Consider the following 18,296-nt stretch of genomic DNA (forward strand, 5'->3'; position numbering starts at 1 on the left):
ATGCTAGTGACTCTCGCCGGCGTTCAGAGAGCTGGTTGTGCTGGTATAGGAAGCCGACTGGTCATTTTGGCTCGCGGACCGATGATATACCTCCGGAAAGTCTTGCGTAAGCTTTTTCGCGATTGCGTCCGCGAACCGAACATTGGCCACCCGGTTGGGATGGGCGTCGGTCGGCGACACCCAGAGGCTGGCTGGCTCGAGATCGGCAACGGACGGCAGCAGATCGAGGAAGTCGGCGCCATGGGCCTTGGCGACCGTCTGTACCCCCGCCGTCACGTCCGGAAACGGATAGTCGCGAAGCTCGTGCAGTTCGGGATAGTTGACGACCAGCAGCTTGATGTCGTTCTCGCGGCAATAGTCCGCCAACTGACCGATGGCCTGCTGCGCGGCGGCCCAGCCCGGTGCGCCGTCGCGATAGAGATCCCGGTAATAGGTCTTCCAGTCTGCCTTGCCGAAATACTGACGGGACAGTTTGTCGATTGCCGAGGCCAGGAACACATAGCCGTAGGAATATTCCCGCCAGATCGACGTCTGGCGCTTCGGCTGCGGTTCGGCGTCGTTGATGAAGTAGTTCAGGACCACGACATCGGGCTTCATCTCCTTGCCGCGATCGAGGAAATACGCGATCTCCATCGTCGTATTGTAGTTGCCGACGCCGGTGTTGATGACCTCGTCGCGCGGCTCCTTCTGGCCTTCATTCAACTGTGTCTCGATCAGCTTCGCCGGCGTGTCCTCCGCCTTGACACCCCAGCCGAAGGTGAGCGAGTCGCCCAGCATCAGCGTGCGAACAGGGCCGTCCGGCTTCCGGGCTACGTCGAATTCGCGGTCGCGGAGGCCGAGCGCGTTGATCTGCACCGGCACGCCCATATAGATGCCGCTTGTGCCGGGCCGATGCTCGTGCCCAATCTGAGGATTGCTGCTGACGCGCTTGATGTCGCGGGCGTATTTCCACATCTCGACATCGAAATCCATGCCGTCGTCCAGCACCCAGCGAGCGGCGCCCTCGATCAACAGCGCGCCAACGAAGACGCTGACCGCGATGGACAACAGGGCGGTCCGGACCGAGGATTTCGGCTTCGCGGATACCGGAACCGAGTTCTTCGGCTCGGGCGTCGTGGCCGGGCGGGGATCCTGGTTGTCGCGGTTCATGCGAAAGGTCCTTTTGATCGTACGGGGCGCCGCGAGCGAGGCTCACTGCGTGGGCGGCGTCAGCACGAGCTTGAGATAGGCGGCGGCGTTGCTGCAGTCGGGGATCACCGGTTCCGGCGCCTTGAAGGTGTGCTGGGAAACAGCTGTCTTCGGGCCGCGGGGCCATTCCGCCATGAACCAGCGGTCCAGCGATTGCGCGACGAGGAAGTGTCCGTAGGGCGTGAGGTGCTTGTCGACGATGCCGTAGGTCTGGTCTGGGTTCTCCGGCGCGAGGATGGGGGCCATGTCGAGCAGGTATACGCCCGGTGTCGCTGCGGCGAATTCCTCGAGCATGGCGCGCTGACGCTGCGGGTTCATGCCGTCGTCGCGTCCCGCCATTTCTGCCCAGGACGGCAGAACCAGCAGCAGCAGATCGGCGTTGTTGGCCTTCGCGTCCTGCGCCAGCTTGGCCAGGAGCCGCCGGGTGATTTCGATGGCGCCGTCGATGTTGCGACGGGCGTCCCAGTTGCCGAAATAGGGCCTGACCAGTGTGTTGTAGACCCAGGGATAGATCTTGCTGTGGTTCCAGAAGAACAGGTGAATGCGAGCCAGCGGCTTCACCGAACTCTTGGCGGTCCCGACGGCCGGCTTGATCTTGATTTCGACCGTATCGCCGTTGAGCGCGGCGCGCTCGACATTGTCGTCGATGTCGGTGCTCAGCGAGTATTGCTGGATGACCAGGTTGTGCTGAAGGTGTGGCGCCTTCTCCTCGTAGACCCGGATCGAGTTCGCCTGTCCGTAGCCGCCGACGCCATAGTTGCGGAAGGACCAATCCGGATGCCAGGCGTCCATCAGGTCGGTGAAGGTCTCGTTCTCGTTGACCAGGCTGCCGCGGGTCATTGAATCCCCGAGCACAAGGACCGGCTTGCCATGGGTGTCGTAATTGTCCCGAAAGCCTTCCTTGTTGATGTGGACATAGGCCCAGGGATCAACCGCGCTGTACCGTTCGAAATAGCTGTTGCCGGGAGCCTCGGTGTACCCGAACGACGCATTCGGAATATGGCGCGTGTTGATCGCGGAGCAGAACAGGAACTCGCCTTCGCCGGTCTGGACCTGGAGTTGCGGGAGGGCACGAAGCACCAGTTCCGCCCCGGCCAGGGTCAGCATGATCGACGCCAGAAACAACAAGGTATTGCCGATATAGGATTTTTGGCGGGGTAGCTGTACTTGGTCGTTTTCGGTCTGCGTTCCGATCGAGGTCATGCTCTGTGGGTCTCCGGAAGCTGGCCGACATGGCGGATTGGCAGATGTCGATGAAGCTGATGGTGGCTACCCGGGCGCAGCCAGTAGAATGGCGCGTCAAGACCCTGGCCCAACCGTGTCAGGATCGAGCGCGTCGGCCAGATCCGTTCGCGATCGACGCCCAGATCCAGCACGGCGCTTCGAAAACGCCGCGTGGCGAAGAACACGATGCCGGCCGATCGGGCAGCCTCGCCGACACGTTCGGTGTCGTCGATCGGCAGATACGCCACCCCGGGGATCGTCAACGGCATTCGCGCGACGATCGGGTCCAGGATCCGGTCGACGGCGCTCGGCTCGATGCCGTTCAGGACCAGCGTCACCAGTCCGGTCTGGCTGGCCCGATAGGCATAGCGAAGCAACTTCGTCGGTTGGTTGCCCTCCGTCGCCAGCGAAATCTCGATCACAGCCCAGTTATTCATTGTTTCGCTCCGGACTGGAGTGAAATGCTTTCGGCTGGAAAACAGGGCCATTCCGACAACATGTTTTCATGCGGCCGATCACAGAGGATATTGGCTTCGAGCTTAGGACGGAGGGGAGCGATCGGTATATATATCCGACGATGTATAGGCGGTCGGCGTCATTGTGGCTAAAGCGCTCAGAGAGTACGCTGGCTGTAGGGATTGCCGACAAGGATGACCTGCGACGCGCACGCATCTGAACGCAAGAGGGACCTCGCTGGGTCAAGGCCCGCCGCGTTCAGGGCGGCGCGCAGGGTCCGCTTGCGTCCGGACGGTTCCATGCTGACGCAACGCGAGAGCGCCGGTCAACAGGACGCCTTGTCGCCTGACGAGGTGCCGGCGTCCAGGCGGCTCGGATGGCGTCTGCCGAAGCGCCGCTTTCTCGCTGCCAAGATCTGGCCGGGCAACCTGGCGACCTGGCGCCTGGCAAGTCAGCAGGATGCGGTGACGGGTCGAACGACCTGGATCAATACGTTTCGCGCCCGCTCGGACAGGGTCATCGCCATCGGCAGGATTCTGCTGGCGTTCGGCAGCTTCTATATCGTGTGGCTGGATTCAGCCCATCCACCGGATTCGCCCGAACTCGTGTTCGTGCTGCTGCTCGCCTATCTGTCCTATGCGGTCATCGCGGCGGTCCTGGTCTGGCGGACCGAGATTTCGCGGGTTCGCGGCACGTTGATCCGCCAGGTGATTGATGTCGCCTCTTTTGCCGTTTTCATGTTCCTGACCGACGGCGCGTCGAGCCCCTTCTTCATGTTCATGCCGTTCACCCTGCTGGCGGCAACCCTGCATTGGCGCTGGAAAGGCGCCTTCTGGACGGCGATTGTCTCCGTCGGCGTGCTCCTGTTCCTGGTCGCTACGGATACCGGCATGCCGGTCGATCCCGATGTCGGCGCGACGACCGACGTATCGCGCATCCTGTTCATGGTCGTCTCGGGGATTCTGCTGGTCTGGCTCGGCGCGCATCAGGAGGAGGTGCGGACGGAACTGCTGCGCCTTGTCGAGAAGACGCCGGCGGTTCCGGTAGGTCGCGAATGGCCGGCCAAGGTGGCGCTCGACTATGCTGCCCATGTCATGCGGGTGCCGCGCGCGCTCCTGATCTGGAGCGATGCCGACGAGCCTTGGACCTATCTGGCAGTCTGGGACCAGGGCGTCTCGGAAATCCGGCAATTGCCACCGCAGCGCTACATGCCGCTGACTGCCGAGCGCCTGCAACATGCGAGTCTTCTGATTTCCGACGCGACGGCGTCCCGCCTGCTGATTCACAGGGGGGAGGGACGATTCAGCCAGGCGGGCGGGGAAGGGCCGCTGATATCGCCGGCGCTGATCGCGGACTTCCAGATCGAATCGGCCGTGTCCGTGTCCTTCACCGTCGGCGACCTCGAAGCCCGGCTGTTTCTGCTCGATCCGCGGACATTGACGCTCGATGACGTCGCCATTGCGGAGATCATTGCCGATCGGCTGAAATCGCTGTTCTACCAGGCAACGCTGGTTCGCAAGCTGAGCGATGCCGCCGCCGTCGAGGAGCGGATCCGGATCGGCCGCGACCTGCATGACGGCGTGCTCCAGTCTCTGGCCGGCACGGCGTTGCAGCTTCAGGCGCTGCGATCGCTCGATGCAAACGACGCGATCCAACTCCTCGACGAGCGTCTGGCGGCCATCCAGGCCATGCTCACCGAGGAGCAGCGCGATCTGCGGATCTTTATTCGGGCGCTCGAGCCGGGGGACGCGCTCGGCAATGGCAACGACTTCCAGATCAAGGCGCAGTTCGATGCCCTGGTAGAGCGGCTGCGGCAGCAATGGTCCATCGACTTTCGTTTCGATCTGGATCCCCCCGATCCTCGCCTGCCGGCGACGGCCATTTATGAGCTGTCCCGCATGATCTCGGAAGCGACCGCCAATGCCGCGCGCCATGGCGCGGCGCGGTCGGTTCGCGCCCGCCTGCGGCTCGATGCGGGCACGGTCGTGCTGACGGTCGACGACGACGGAACCGGCTTTGGCTTTGGCCGCCGGCTCGAACATGCCGAATTGGAAAGCAGCAATGCCGGCCCGCGCAGCCTGCGGGAACGCGCCGCGGCGCGCGGTGGAACTCTGACGATCGATCAGGTGGCGCAATGGACACGAATCATCATCCAGTTTCCGACGCAGCTGTGAGCCTGCGCATCGTCATCGTCGACGATCATCTGATTGTTCTCGACGGGCTGCAGCGCATGATCGAGACCGAGCCGGGCTGGCACGTCGTCGCGACATGCCGGCGCGCCGCGCAGGCGATCGAGATTGTCGCGCAGGAGCCGGTCGACCTGGTCGTGCTCGACCTGCGGATGCCCGAGATGGGCGGCCTCGAACTCATTCAGCGCCTTCGCCGGGATCGGCCGGAGCTGGCGCTGGTCGTCCTGACTGCGGACATCAGCGACGAAGACCTGGCCGAGACGTCGCGCTACCGGGTCAATGGCGTGGTTCTCAAGGAGCAGGCGCCGATCGTGCTGTTGGATTGCATCCGGACGGTGATCGCGGGTGGCACCTATTTCATCGACCAGAACCTCAACGCGGCGATGGATCGGCTCCGCAAGCGCGACGTCGAACGCGACTGGGTGCTGCAGGCGCTGACGCCGCGCGAGATCGAAGTCTCGCGCCTCGCCGCTTCCGGATTGCGTAGCCGGGAAATCGGCTCCCAGCTCGGGATTTCGCCCGGCACCGTCAAGCTGCACTTGCACAGCATCTACAGCAAGCTCGACATCACCAGCCGCGTCGAGTTGGCCAACCTCTCCCGGAGATTGCAGCTCGAGCTGCTGCAGTCGGACTGAAGGAAGTCGCCTGCGGACGAGGCACCCCGCGCCTGGCGGCGCGGGGGCAGTTTGTGGTCAGACCTCGCGGCGTCGATGCATCCGGATGACTTCGAGCGGCAGGCCGCCGTCATCATTCGGCCGCCGGCTTGTTTCGCGGAAGCCGAGACGGGCATAGAAGGCGGGCGCCATCGGGTTGGCGGCATAGACGTCGAGCTCCAGCTCGCCTTTCCGCCGCAGCGCGTGCTCGACCAGAGCTCTGCCGATGCCGCGCCCCTGCATGGCCGGATCGATGAAAAGCCCGCCGATGAAATGATCGAGCAGGCCGATGAAACCGGCCGGGCGACCGTCGCAGCAGGCGACCCAGTTTTCTGCCTGCGGCAGGTAGATGTCGCGCACGAGTGCCGACTGGGTCGTCAGTTCCGCGTCGCTGAAGAAGGGGTGGCCGATACGGGAAGCGGCTAGCCAGATATCGACAAGGGCGTCGGCGTCGCCGCCGTCATAGGCGCGGATCTCGCAGCCAGGGGATCGAGACATGAGGATCGTTCCGAAAACTTGGGTTGGTTCAAGCGCAAGCGCCATCAATCAGCCGCGGGGGCTGTGTTCTGCCGAAGCAGACGCTCTAGTGATGCGGGTCGCTGCGCATTGAACTCCAAGTTGGACGGTGCTCGATTATCAGAAAGCAGCGACGATTCCAACCGTGGTGGCGTGGGAGGGCGCGCGGGGCGGCTTGGCAGCTCTGGCCGGTCGGCAGCCGCAAATCGGTTCTGCTGCGGAACCAATTCGGTTTCCAGTGGTTGACCCTTGCAAGTTCAACATGAAGGATTTCACGATGAGCAGCACGACTGACAAGATCAAGGGCGTCGCCAACGAGGCAGTTGGCAATGTGAAGCAGGGTATCGGCAAGGCGACAGACAATGATCGTCTTCGCGCCGAGGGCAAGGCCCAGGAAATCAAGGGCGAAGCTCAGCAGGCCGTCGGTAAGGCGAAGGATGCCGTGAAGAATATCGTCGACAAGGCCTGACGCCTTTTCGTCAATCATCCTTGAAGATGTGCGAAACCCCGGTCGGAAACGACCGGGGTTTCGTGTGTCTGGATAGCGCTGTCGGATGGCGCCGAGGCGCCATGGGCGGCAAGCCGGGCTAGGCAGGGACGGCGTTGGCCTCGGCAACGGCCTCGGGCGACAGGCCCACCAGCTTCTCGTAGAGCTCCGGATCGGTGGCTCCCTCGGTATTGATGAGGAAGATCCGCGCGTCGGGACCCAGCCCGATCTGGGCGCGCAGTGCGGGATCGGCCGCCACCTTGACCAATCCGGCAAGCCCGGCACCGCCGCTCTCGCCCGCGACGATCGCCGGATCGTTGCCGGCCGGACGCGCGAGGCGGTTCATCACTGCGACGGCCTCCTCCTCGTCCACGGTCATGAAGGCGTCCGCCAGTCGCGACAGGATGCGCCAGGCGACCATGGACGGCTCGTAGCATTCGAGCATCGCCATCACCGTCGCCTCGCCATGGTCCACCTTGACCGCATGGCCGGCGCGGGCGCTTTCGAACAGACAGGCGGCGCGCGCCGGGTCGACGACGACAAAGAACGGCCGGCTTTCGCCGAAGACGATGGAGAAATAGCCCGACACCGCCGCTGCGACGCCGCCGACGCCGGCCTGCACGAAGACATGGGTCGGTGGTTCGGGCAGAGCCTTCAGGGCCTCGCGCAGCAGCGCGGTATAGCCCTGCATGACCAGCCCCGGAATGCGCTCATAGCCGGGCCAGGACGTATCGGACACCACGGTCCAGCCCTTTTCGGCGGCCATGCGCGACGCCTCGGCTACGGAGTCGTCGTAATTGCCGTCGACCCGGATCATCTCGGCGCCGTAGCGCGCGATGGCGGCGATGCGCTCGTCGCTGACGCCGGAGTGGACGAATATCGCGGCCCGGGCGCCGACCAGCTGGGCGCCCTGCGCGACCGAGCGGCCATGGTTGCCGTCTGTGGCGCAGGCGACCGTCATGCCGGCGGCGACCGCCCGCACTTCCGGACTATGGAGTTCGGCGACGTCGACCGTCCGCCCGGCCTGGCGCGAGGCTTCCTCCAATACGAGGCGGATCACGGCATAGGAGCCGCCGAGTGCCTTGAAGCTGCCGAGCCCGAGCCGCAGTCCTTCGTCCTTGATATGGACGGCGCCGACGCCGAGCTCGCGAGCGAGCTGCGGCAGGGCGACCAGCGGTGTCGGCCGGTGGTTGTCGCGGAAGGACAGATAGCGCTCGACTTCCTGTGCGGCAGCGACGCCCAGCGTCTCGGCGTCGACGGGATCGAGCGGCTTTCGATGGTCGGGATGCGCGTTCAGAATGAGCAAGCTGGTTTACTCCCGAAGCTGAGGCAATGACGAGTTCTCGACTGTCATGTAGAGAATATCGCATCGGCCCCGAGATATTTCCGCGATTTCAGGGTGTCAGATGCAATTCTGTTTCATCAAATGCCGGAATGATGAAAGTATCCACCGTAGGCGGGTCCTGGGGGATTGCCACGAATTTTGTGGGTCGCCGGTTCGCGAGGTCCCGGGACGGGCATCGAGGACAAGACCTTGGCGAGGTCTTTTGGCAGGGGGATTGAATGGCGCGGGGCGGCCAAAACCTTGGCGCGACAAGGTCAAATCACCAACGAAAGTCCGATCCGACTCCTGAGGCCGTTCGGACCGGCGCTGCTCCGAGGGCGGAGTGGCGACGCTCGACGACTGCCCGTTTTTGAGCCGCCGGCTGGCTGAAATATCGGCTTGCCGACAGGTGGAAGTCGGTGGCACCTTAGAGATGGTCTCATTGTCATGCTAACAATGAGATGATAGAAAGATTCATCAGTCTTCTATGGTGACGAGCGTCGCCGGGAGGCCGGAAGTCGTCGCCCTGGAGCGGGGGGAGAAACTGCTTCGGGCGTCGTCCGAGTGATCTGCTGACAGCGGTGGAGGGCGATGGTGAATGACTGACTCATTGTAGGGCGAAGGCTGCGCGTGCGCCAAGCCGGCTTGCGAGCATGTTCGTGTGATGGATGGCGGCCTCCGTGTTTTCCGCGGGAGTCGGCTCGTATCCCGCGCGTGCCGCCGATCTGCCTTGGCGTCGTCGAAGCCCGCAATCCGCATGCCAGGAAGTCGTTGTCTGTCTGCCATTAGGGTGAGGAACAGTCTTGGATCAGCTATCTCAGCACATAGTCAATGCGCTAATCATGGGTGGAACCTATGCTTTGCTCGGCATTGGCTTGACCCTGATATTCGGGATCATGCGTATCGTTAACTTTACGCATGGAGAGCTATATGCGCTCGGCGCATATATGATGTACTTCTTCGCGACCATCCTGGGGCTGAATTTCTTCGTCTCCATTGCGTTCGCCATCGTCGCCGGCATGGCGGTGGGATCGGTGATCGAATTCACGCTGCTCCGACCCAAGCGAGGGGCCGACATCGATACAACGATGTTGCTGATGATCGGTGCCTGGATCGTGCTCCAGAATGTCGAGCATCTGACCTGGGGCGGCATCGCCAAGTCGATCCCGTCGCCCTTGCCAGAACAGCCGCTGGTGATCGGGCCGGTCTCGATCTCCTGGCTTCGGGTCATGGTCCTCGGCGTGTCGTTGTTCCTGATCGCCGCGACCTATGTGCTGATCAATCGTACCAAGCTCGGCAAGGCGATGCGGGCGACATTCCAGGACGGCGGCACCGCCGCCCTGATGGGCGTCAACGTCAACGCCATCTACACGACGACCTTCGCGCTCGGCTCCGGCCTCGGCGCCGCCGCCGGAGCGCTGCTCGGCCCGGTCTTCGTGGTGACGCCGACCATGGGCGATCTCGCCTCGCTCAAGGCCTTCGCCATCGTCATCCTTGGCGGCCTCGGCAACATCACTGGCGCTGCGATCGGCGGCTTCATGCTCGCCTTCGCCGAGGAGATCGGTGCCGGCTACATCTCGTCCGGCTATCGCGACGCCATGGGCTTCCTGATCATCATCGTCGTCCTCCTCTTCAAGCCCACGGGCCTGTTCGCACGTTCGGAGCGCATCGGATGAAACGCTTTCTTCCCTATCTCGCCGTTGCGTTCTTCGCCTCGGTGCCGCTGTGGCTGCAGGACCAGTATTTCCTGCACACGCTGGTGGTCACCGGCATCTTCATCATCGCCGCCATGAGCCTGAACCTGCTGCTCGGCTATACCGGCCAGCTCAGCCTCGGCCATGTCGCCTTCTTCGGCATCGGCGCCTATGTCAGCGCGCTGACGTCGCTCGGCTTCAGCCTGTCGATCTTCGGCGTCCAGATCACGCATGAACCCTGGCCCGCCGTGGTCGGCGTGATCCTCGGCACGATCATCGCCGGTCTCTGCGGCTATCTGATCGGCAAGCTCGCCTTCCGGGTGCGTGGCGCCTATTTCGTCATCGTCACCATCAGCTTCGCCGAGGTCGTGCGCCTCGTCTCGCTGAACTGGGTCGAGCTGACCAACGGGCCGCTGGCATTGCCGGGCATTCCGCCGTTGACGCTTGGCTTCGAGTGGACCGGCTTCGCGACGCTGTGGGGCAAGGGCCAGAACTACTACGTCGTCCTCGCCACCATCGTGCTCGCCTATGTGCTGATCAAGCGCATCGTCAACTCGCCCTACGGCCGGGCCATGATCGCGCTTCGCGAGAACGAGACCCTGGCGACGTCGGTCGGCGTCAGCGTGACGAAATACCTGGTTCTCGCCGCGGTGATTTCCGGCGCGATGGCAGGTACGGCGGGCGGGCTCTACGCCCACTACATCCAGATCATCGATCCGATGGTCTTCATGTTCCTGAACACGGTGACGATGGTGATCATGGTGATCACCGGCGGCAAGGGCACGCTGGCCGGGCCGCTGGTCGGCGGGCTGATCTTCGGCATCGCGCCGGTGATCCTGCGCGACTATGTCGGCCCCGAGGTGCAGTGGATCCTCTATGGCCTGCTGATGATCCTGATCGTCTTCGTCCTGCCCGAGGGCATCGTCCCGGCGGTCGAACGCTGGTTCACCCGCAAGACCGGCAACTCGGCCGCCAAGCGGTCGGCCCTGGTCCTCGAGTCCAGCAAGGGAGCACGCTCATGAGCAGCGCAGCGGTTGCGGCGAAGCCGATCCTCGCCGTCGAGCACGTCGCGGTTCATTTCGGCGGGCTGATCGCCATCTCGGACATGAACTTCGACGTCCGCGAGGGCGAACTGGTCAGCCTGATCGGCCCGAACGGCGCCGGCAAGACCACCGCCTTCAACGTCATCACCGGCTTCCTGAAGCCGACCAAGGGGAGGGTGACGTTCCGCGGCGAGTCGTTGAACGGCTTGAAGCCGCATGAGGTGACGTCGCTCGGACTGGTCCGTACGTTCCAGCGCACCAGCGTGTTCGAGAAGATCTCGGTCTTCGAGAACGTGCTGATCGGCCTACACCGGCGCACCAAGGCCAGCCTGCTTGGCACCATTCTCGCGCTTCCAAGCGAGCGCCGGGCCGAGGCCGCCTTGCGGGAGGAGGTCTGGGAGATCCTTCGTCTCGTCGGCATCGATCACCAGGCCGACGAGATGGGCGGCAGCCTGCCTTATGGCGACCAGCGTCTGCTCGGTGTCGCACTGGCACTCGCCGCCAATCCGTCGGCGCTGCTTCTGGACGAGCCGGTTTCGGGCATGAACGCGTCGGAAACCGGTCGTTTCATCGACCTGCTCAACAAGCTCCGCGCCAATGGCAAGACCATCCTGCTGGTCGAGCACGACATGCCCATGGTGATGGGCATCTCCGACCGCATCGTCGTTCTCAACTACGGCCGCATCATCGCCAACGGCACGCCGTCGCAGATCCAGAACGATCCGGACGTCATCCAAGCCTATCTGGGGCAGGGAGTGAAACATGCTTGAGATCTCGAACCTGGTCTGCCGCTACGGCAAGGTCACCGCGCTCAAGGGCATCTCGCTGACCGTCCCGGCAGGCCAACTGGTCGTGCTGGTCGGCGCCAACGGAGCCGGCAAGAGCACGACGCTGCGGGCGATCTCCGGCCTCGTGCCGGCGGCGTCCGGCAAGATCGTCTTCAACGGCCAGGACATTACCGGTATGTCGGCCGGAAAGATCCTGTCGCTCGGCATCGCCCATTGTCCGGAAGGGCGGCGGGTGTTCAGCCAGATGTCGGTTCTCGAAAATCTCGAGATGGGCTGCTACCTGCGCACCGACAGCAAGGGCATCACCAGCGATCTCGACAAGATCTTCGGGCTGTTCCCGCGCCTTGCCGAGCGTCGCAAGCAGGTCGCCGGCACGCTGTCGGGCGGCGAGCAGCAGATGCTCGCCATCGGTCGTGCGATGATGTCGCGACCCAAGCTGATCATGTTCGACGAGCCGTCGCTGGGCCTCGCGCCCAATATCGTCGAGCAGACTTTCGGCATTATCCGGGGCATCCGGGAATCCGGCACCACCGTGCTGATGGTCGAGCAGAACGCCTATGCCGCGCTCGACATGTGCAACTACGCCTATCTGCTCGAGGCGGGCACGATGGCGCTGGCGGGGCCGGGCGACAAGCTGATCAACGATCCGCATGTCCGCGAGGCCTATCTCGGCGCGGGCCTCGCCCACGCCTGAGCCTGTAATTCGGTTCGTGAGCGGCGATGCGTGCATCGCCCGCGCATGATGACGACCGGCCGTGACGGATGGTGTCGCGCCGGTCGTTTTCGTTTGGGCGGCCCGATCCGCCTGCAGCGTGGCCATCTGCCCCCGCAAGCGCTCGTTCCGAAGGGGCTGGTTCGGGAGCTCTTTCCGCTCCGATCCGCGCCTTCAAAACCAGCTTGTCTTATCTTTCTATTGATAGTACGACTCTTGTGTAGCGGCCGTCGACACGAGGCTGCGCGGAGCAGGCGAGGGGCCTGTCGCGCGATCCGGTCCCGGGCGCCCCACGCGAGCTACAGGGCAGGAATTTTATGTCTGAAACGTCGAAGCCGGTCATTGGCATCATCGGAGGAACCGGCGATCTGGGTTCGGGTCTGGCCAAGTGCTGGGCAACCGCGGGCTACAAGGTCGTGATCGGCTCCCGCTCGCGTGAGAAGGCCGAAGCCCTCGCGCCGGAACTCGGCGCCGACGTCACCGGCGAGGATAATGTCGGCGCCGCGCGCGCGGCGGACATCGTTATCCTGGCCGTGCCGTTCGCCAGCCACGACGCGACGATCAACGAGATCAAGGACGTCGTGCAGGGCAAGATCGTCGTCGACGCCGCCGTGCCGCTGGTGCCGCCGAAAGTCTCCACCGTCCAGCTGCCGAGCGCCGGTTCCGCAGCGCAGATCGCCCAGCAGTTGCTCGGCGAGAATGTCCGCGTCGTCTCCGCCTTCCACAATGTCGGCGCCACCAAGCTGCACGCCGGCGGCAAGATCGATTGCGACGTGCTCGTCTTCAGCGACGACAAGGAAGCCCGCAACGCCGTCATCGAGCTCGCCGGGGCTGTCGCCAATCGCGGCGTCGGCGGCGGCGTCCTTGCCAATTCGGCCGCGGCCGAGGCGCTGACCTCGGTGCTGATCTGGATCAACCGGACCTACAAGGTTCCGGGCGCCGGCATCGCCATCACCGGCCTTGAAGACGCCGTCCGGGCTTGAAATGAATGTCGGCGCCCGCGTCCGTTTCCTTCTTTGCTCTCCGGGGCGTTCCGCTCGTCGAGCCCGGGGATGATCTGGCCGGCATCCTGCTGGATGCCCTGCGGGACAATGGTCTCGATCTGGTCGAGGGTGACATCCTCGTTCTCGCCCAGAAGATCGTCTCCAAGGCGGAAGGGCTCTATGTCGAGCTCGACACGGTCGAGCCGTCCGAGCGGGCGCTGGAGCTGGCGAAGAAGGTCGGCAAGGATCCGCGCCATGTCGAGGTGGTGCTCTCCGAGTCCGACGAGATCGTCAAGGTCGGGCCGCATGTGATCGTCGCGGCGCATCGGCTCGGCTTCGTCATGGCGAACGCCGGCATCGACGAATCCAACATCAGCCATGGCGATGGCGATGGCGGCGGCCGCGTGCTGCTCCTCCCGCGCGACCCGGACGGGTCGGCGGCGGAACTGAAGCGCCGGCTGGAAGAGGCGTCCGGAGTCACGATCGGCGTCGTCATCAATGACAGCTTCGGCCGCCCCTGGCGCAACGGCGTCGTCGGCGTGGCGCTGGGCGCGGCCGGCGTACCCTCGCTGGTCGATCGCATCGGCAGCCAGGACCTGTTCGGCCGCAAGTTGAAAGTCACCGAGATCGCGGTCGCCGATGAGCTGGCCTCCGCCGCCTCGCTGCTGATGGGGCAGGCCGATGAAGGCGTCCCCGTTGTCCTAATCCGCGGTGTCCGCTTCACCGCGCCCGAAAACCCCGCCAAGTCGCTGATCCGAAGCCGCGAGAGGGATATGTTCCGATGAAGACGGAGCTTTTGCCGGAGGCCGGGAAGGGCCGTGTCGTCGCCCTTTGCGGCGGAGTGGGGGGCGCCAAGCTCGCGCTGGGACTGTCGCGCCTCGTCGGCGCCGACCTTTCGCTCGTCGTCAACACGGGCGACGATTTCGAGCATCTCGGCCTGTCGATCTCGCCGGATCTCGATACGGTGCTCTATACGCTCGGCGGCATCGCCAACAAGGAGCTCGGCTGGGGCCGCGCCGACGAGAGCTGGAACTTCATGCAGGCGCTGGCCCATCTCGGCGGCGAAGCCTGGTTCCAGCTCGGCGACCGCGATCTGGCGCTGCATGTCGAGCGCACGCACCAGCTGCGGGCTGGCCGGTCGCTGACGGACTTCATGGCGGGCGCAGCGCGCGCCCATGGCATCACGGCTTCGATCCTGCCGATGTCCGACGATCCGATCCGCACCACTCTGACGACGTCGGAAGGGCAGTTGCCGTTCCAGCGCTATTTCGTCGAACGCCGCTGCGCACCGACGGTGCATGGCATCGCCTTCGAGGGCGCCAGCTCCGCGCGACCATCCGCTCCGGTTGTCGAGGCGCTGCAGGCGCCGGATCTGCGCGCCGTCATCCTCTGCCCGTCCAATCCGTTCCTCAGCATTGACCCCATCCTGGCGACGCCTGGCATCCGCGCGTTGCTGGAACAGGCGGCAGCGCCGGTGATCGCCGTTTCTCCGATCATCGGCGGTGCGGCGGTAAAGGGGCCGACGGCCAAGATCATGGCCGAACTCGGCGTGCCGGCGACGTCGCGCGCCATCGCGCAACACTATGAAGGTCTGCTGGACGGCCTCGTCATCGACGACGTTGATGCCGGCGAGCGGGGAACGATCGACGGCCCCGTCCATGTCACGCCGACGCTGATGAAGACGGACGAGGACCGCGAGCATCTCGCGCGCGAGGTGCTCCGTTTCGCCGACAGTCTGCGGACCGCCATGGCAAATCCGACGCGGGCGGTGGCGCGATGACCCCGATCCTCGCCGGTCCGGACGTCTGGGCGCTGGTCCCCGTCAAAAAGCTCGATCGGGCCAAGTCGCGTCTCGCCGACATCCTGGATCCGGCCGACCGCAAGCAGCTCGCCCGGGCGATGCTGTCGGATGTGCTCGGCACGCTGGTCCGGGTCGAGGGCCTTGCCGGTATCCTCGTCGTCACCAGCGACGTCGAGGTCGCGGCGCTGGCGACCGAGCATGACGCGGCCGTGATCGCCGATCCGCCGGAAACTGGCTTCAACGAGGCGGTGCTGCACGGCATGCGCTGGCTCGATGACCGCTATCATGCCGGCGCCGTTGTGGTCCCCGGCGACATTCCTTTCGTCACGGTGGCGGAGCTGGACGCGGTGCTCGCCGCGACGGGCGAGAGCCCGATCGTCGTGGTTCCCGCCACGCGCGACGGCGGCACCAACATGCTGGCGGTCGCGCCGCCCTTGCTGATGCCGCCCGCCTTCGGTCCCGACAGCTTCGCCCGGCACGTCGCCGCCGCGCATGCGCTCGGCATCACGCCGCAGACATTGCGGCTCGAGGGCGCCGGCCACGACATCGACGTCGCGGCTGATCTCTTCATCGAAGCCGGGGCAGGGCGGGCGAGCCACACGCGCGCCTGTCTCGGCCGTCTTCTCGGCGTCTCTCTCCCGGTTGCCGCGGGTTCATCCAAGGAGGCATTTTTGCCATGAGCATCCAGACGCTTCTCGCCGATTTTGCCCACGACCGCCGGCTGACCCGCGACGAGGCGCTCGGGCTGGTCGATATGGATGACCTGTCGCCGCTGTTGGCCGCTGCCTCGGCGCGGCGCGACTTCGCCCATGGCGACCTCGTCTCCTATTCGCGAAAAGTCTTCATTCCGCTGACGCAGCTCTGCCGGGACGTTTGCCATTATTGCACCTTCGCCCATCCGCCGCGGAAGGGCGAACGCGCCTTCCTGACGCGCGAGGAGGTTCTGGCGATCGCCGTGGCCGGCAAGAAGGCCGGCTGCAAGGAGGCGCTGTTCACGCTCGGCGACAAGCCGGAGCTGCGCTACAAGATCGCTCGCGAGGAACTCGCCGCGCTCGGCCACGAGACGACCTTGTCCTATCTGGCCGAGATGGCCGAGATGGTCTACCGCGAGACCGGCCTGCTGCCGCATGCCAATCCGGGATTGCTGACCGATGCCGACCTCGTCGCGCTGCGCCGGGTCTCGATATCGCAGGGCATCATGCTGGAGAGCACCTCGGAGCGGCTTTGCGCCAAGGGCGGCGCCCATTACGGCTCGCCCGACAAGCTGCCGGCAGCGCGTCTCGACACCATCCGTCGCGCCGGCGAGCAGGCGGTCCCCTTCACCTCCGGTATCCTGATCGGCATCGGCGAGACGCGCGCCGAGCGCATCGACGCGCTGCTGGCGCTGCGCGAGCTGAACGATGCGCATGGCCACATCCAGGAGATCATCGTCCAGAATTTCCGGCCCAAGGCCGATACCAAGATGGCTGACGTCGAGGCGCCGTCTGAAGAAGACCACCTCTGGACCATCGCCATCACGCGTCTGATCTTCGAGCCGGAGATGAACATCCAGGCGCCGCCAAATCTGAGCCCGGGCGCGCTGCCGCAGATCGTCGCTGCCGGCATCAATGATTGGGGCGGCGTCTCGCCGGTCACGCCGGACCACGTCAATCCCGAGGCGCCGTGGCCGCATGTGCAGGAGCTCGCCGAGGCGACCCGCGCCGCCGGCAAGGAACTGACCGAACGGCTGGCTATCTATCCGGCGCATGCGCGCCATTCGCTGCGCTGGGTCGATCCGGCGCTGCGGACCGGCCTCTACAATCTCGTCGATGGCGACGGCTGGCCGCGCAGCGACAGCTGGTGTCCGGGCCGCGCCGATCCGCTGCCGCAGAACGATGTCGCGCTGCTGCGGGCCAAGGCGCCGTCTTCGACCAAGGCGCCTTCCGCCAGCAAGGCCGAAGTACGGGCGATCCTCGACAAGGCGATGGCCGCCAAGGCGCTGAGCGAAGCCGAGATCGTGCGGCTATTCCGGGCGCGTGGCGAGGAGTTCACGGCCGTCTGCGCCGCCGCCGACGAGCTTCGCCGCAAGGTGAATGGCGACATCGTCAGCTACGTCGTCACCCGCAACATCAACTACACCAATGTCTGCTACTTCAAATGCCAGTTTTGCGCCTTCTCGAAGGGCAAGATGAGCGAGAACCTGCGCGGCCGTCCCTATGATCTGGAGATGGAGGAAGTCGCGCGCCGGGTGCGCGAGGCGGCCGAGCGCGGGGCGTCGGAAGTCTGCATGCAGGGCGGCATCCATCCCTCCTATACCGGCCGGAAATATCTGGAGCTCTGCCAGGCGGTGAAGGAAAGCGTGCCCGGCATGCACATGCATGCCTTCTCGCCGCTCGAGGTCTCGCAGGGCGCCAAGACGCTCGGCATTCCGGTGGCCGAGTTCCTGCAGCAGCTGAAGGTGGCCGGGCTCAATACCTTGCCCGGCACGGCGGCCGAGATCCTCGACGACGAAGTGCGGGCGCTGCTCTGCGCCGACAAGGTCAACACCGCCGAGTGGCTCGACGTCATGCGCACCGCGCACGGCCTCGGCTACCGCTCGACCGCCACGATCATGTTCGGCCATATCGAGCGCTACGAGCACTGGGCGCGCCATCTGATCCGCGTCCGCGATCTGCAGGCGGAGACCGGCGGCTTCACCGAGTTCGTGCCGCTGCCCTTCGTCCACATGGAGGCGCCGATCTACCTCAAGGGCAAGTCGCGGCCGGGGCCGACCTTCCGGGAAGTGATGTTGATGCATGCGGTGGCGCGCCTGGCGCTGCACCCGCACATCACCAATATCCAGGCTTCCTGGGTCAAGCTCGGTCCGGACGGCGTACGGCATTGCCTGAATGCCGGCGTCAACGATCTTGGCGGCACGCTGATGGACGAGAGCATCTCGCGCTCCGCCGGCGCCAGCCACGGCCAGGAAATGACGCCACAGCGGATGGAGGAAATCATCCGCACGGCCGACCGCCTGCCGCGCCAGCGCAACACGCTCTACGGCCATCCGCCGACCGATCTCTACGAGCGTTCCTTCTCGCCGCGCCAGGACATTTCGGCGCCGCCTGAGCCCGCCTACGCCAACTGACGGCCTCGCGATCCCATTCCACCGCGTCCGCGCGGTGGAATATTCACGCCATGGGATAGTAGTACTAACATTAGTATGATAGCCTGATTTGGCCGTTGAGTGGGGCGGCTGAATGGGGACGGGAGCTAGCAG

The 18,296-nt window shown here is 64.9% G+C and carries 17 protein-coding genes; 12 read left to right on the forward strand and 5 right to left on the reverse strand.

From position 1 onward, the window contains the following. Nucleotides 1-3 precede the first annotated feature (3 nt). The 3 genes from G342_RS0116675 to G342_RS25385 all read right to left on the reverse strand — a co-directional run bounded on the left by G342_RS0116675 (nucleotide 4) and on the right by G342_RS25385 (nucleotide 2,849). On the reverse strand, nucleotides 4-987 hold the full coding sequence (locus G342_RS0116675) for an SGNH/GDSL hydrolase family protein (protein ID WP_198010811.1): 984 nt from the start codon (nucleotides 985-987) through the stop codon (nucleotides 4-6). A gap of 204 nt (nucleotides 988-1,191) precedes the next feature. Continuing rightward, nucleotides 1,192-2,391 (reverse strand): SGNH/GDSL hydrolase family protein, encoded by a 1,200-nt coding sequence (locus G342_RS0116680; protein ID WP_018184308.1) that lies wholly within the window; start codon nucleotides 2,389-2,391, stop codon nucleotides 1,192-1,194. Then, nucleotides 2,388-2,849, reverse strand: a complete 462-nt coding sequence (locus tag G342_RS25385; protein WP_018184309.1) for a hypothetical protein — start codon at nucleotides 2,847-2,849, stop codon at nucleotides 2,388-2,390. The genes G342_RS0116680 and G342_RS25385 overlap by 4 nt, the downstream gene beginning before the upstream one ends. Nucleotides 2,850-3,167: 318 nt before the next feature. Between G342_RS25385 and G342_RS0116695 the strand changes: the two genes are divergently transcribed. Both G342_RS0116695 and G342_RS0116700 read left to right on the forward strand, forming a co-directional pair. Beyond that, entirely contained in the window at nucleotides 3,168-5,042 is a 1,875-nt protein-coding gene (locus G342_RS0116695) for a sensor histidine kinase (protein ID WP_018184311.1), read from the forward strand. Beyond that, nucleotides 5,039-5,692, forward strand: a complete 654-nt coding sequence (locus G342_RS0116700; protein WP_018184312.1) for a response regulator — start codon at nucleotides 5,039-5,041, stop codon at nucleotides 5,690-5,692. Before G342_RS0116695 ends, G342_RS0116700 begins: the two co-directional genes overlap by 4 nt. Nucleotides 5,693-5,749: 57 nt before the next feature. Here the strand turns inward: G342_RS0116700 and G342_RS0116705 are convergent, their stop codons facing one another. Beyond that, entirely contained in the window at nucleotides 5,750-6,208 is a 459-nt protein-coding gene (locus tag G342_RS0116705) for a GNAT family N-acetyltransferase (RefSeq protein ID WP_018184313.1), read from the reverse strand. 295 nt (nucleotides 6,209-6,503) lie between these two features. Here G342_RS0116705 and G342_RS0116710 point away from each other — a divergent pair, with 295 nt between their 5' ends. Continuing rightward, nucleotides 6,504-6,695 (forward strand): CsbD family protein, encoded by a 192-nt coding sequence (locus G342_RS0116710; RefSeq protein ID WP_018184314.1) that lies wholly within the window; start codon nucleotides 6,504-6,506, stop codon nucleotides 6,693-6,695. A 118-nt stretch (nucleotides 6,696-6,813) separates the two neighbouring features. Here G342_RS0116710 and G342_RS0116715 read toward each other — a convergent pair whose 3' ends face one another. Beyond that, complete coding sequence (locus G342_RS0116715) at nucleotides 6,814-8,019, reverse strand: diaminopropionate ammonia-lyase (protein ID WP_018184315.1); 1,206 nt, start codon at nucleotides 8,017-8,019, stop codon at nucleotides 6,814-6,816. Nucleotides 8,020-8,840: 821 nt separating this feature from the next. On the opposite strand from G342_RS0116715, the gene G342_RS0116720 reads away from it, so the two are divergent. The 9 genes from G342_RS0116720 to cofH all read left to right on the forward strand — a co-directional run bounded on the left by G342_RS0116720 (nucleotide 8,841) and on the right by cofH (nucleotide 18,164). Continuing rightward, nucleotides 8,841-9,713 (forward strand): branched-chain amino acid ABC transporter permease, encoded by an 873-nt coding sequence (locus tag G342_RS0116720; protein WP_026304530.1) that lies wholly within the window; start codon nucleotides 8,841-8,843, stop codon nucleotides 9,711-9,713. Then, complete coding sequence (locus G342_RS0116725) at nucleotides 9,710-10,753, forward strand: branched-chain amino acid ABC transporter permease (RefSeq protein ID WP_018184317.1); 1,044 nt, start codon at nucleotides 9,710-9,712, stop codon at nucleotides 10,751-10,753. The genes G342_RS0116720 and G342_RS0116725 overlap by 4 nt, the downstream gene beginning before the upstream one ends. Further along, complete coding sequence (locus G342_RS0116730) at nucleotides 10,750-11,544, forward strand: ABC transporter ATP-binding protein (RefSeq protein ID WP_018184318.1); 795 nt, start codon at nucleotides 10,750-10,752, stop codon at nucleotides 11,542-11,544. Before G342_RS0116725 ends, G342_RS0116730 begins: the two co-directional genes overlap by 4 nt. Beyond that, entirely contained in the window at nucleotides 11,537-12,256 is a 720-nt protein-coding gene (locus G342_RS0116735) for an ABC transporter ATP-binding protein (protein ID WP_018184319.1), read from the forward strand. Before G342_RS0116730 ends, G342_RS0116735 begins: the two co-directional genes overlap by 8 nt. Before the next feature lie 335 nt (nucleotides 12,257-12,591). Then, complete coding sequence (gene npdG / locus G342_RS0116740) at nucleotides 12,592-13,257, forward strand: NADPH-dependent F420 reductase (protein WP_018184320.1); 666 nt, start codon at nucleotides 12,592-12,594, stop codon at nucleotides 13,255-13,257. Between the two features lie 5 nt (nucleotides 13,258-13,262). Further along, the gene (gene cofE / locus G342_RS0116745; RefSeq protein ID WP_018184321.1) at nucleotides 13,263-14,042 is read left to right on the forward strand and encodes a coenzyme F420-0:L-glutamate ligase; all 780 of its coding nucleotides are present in this window, start codon (nucleotides 13,263-13,265) and stop codon (nucleotides 14,040-14,042) included. Beyond that, the gene (gene cofD, locus G342_RS0116750) at nucleotides 14,039-15,037 is read left to right on the forward strand and encodes a 2-phospho-L-lactate transferase (protein WP_018184322.1); all 999 of its coding nucleotides are present in this window, start codon (nucleotides 14,039-14,041) and stop codon (nucleotides 15,035-15,037) included. The genes cofE and cofD overlap by 4 nt, the downstream gene beginning before the upstream one ends. Next, complete coding sequence (gene cofC / locus G342_RS0116755; protein WP_018184323.1) at nucleotides 15,034-15,738, forward strand: 2-phospho-L-lactate guanylyltransferase; 705 nt, start codon at nucleotides 15,034-15,036, stop codon at nucleotides 15,736-15,738. The genes cofD and cofC overlap by 4 nt, the downstream gene beginning before the upstream one ends. Continuing rightward, the gene (gene cofH / locus G342_RS0116760; protein ID WP_018184324.1) at nucleotides 15,735-18,164 is read left to right on the forward strand and encodes a 5-amino-6-(D-ribitylamino)uracil--L-tyrosine 4-hydroxyphenyl transferase CofH; all 2,430 of its coding nucleotides are present in this window, start codon (nucleotides 15,735-15,737) and stop codon (nucleotides 18,162-18,164) included. The genes cofC and cofH overlap by 4 nt, the downstream gene beginning before the upstream one ends. The last annotated feature ends 132 nt before the right edge of the window (nucleotides 18,165-18,296 follow it).

The sequence above is a fragment of the Kaistia granuli DSM 23481 genome (assembly GCF_000380505.1).
Classification (GTDB): domain Bacteria; phylum Pseudomonadota; class Alphaproteobacteria; order Rhizobiales; family Kaistiaceae; genus Kaistia; species Kaistia granuli.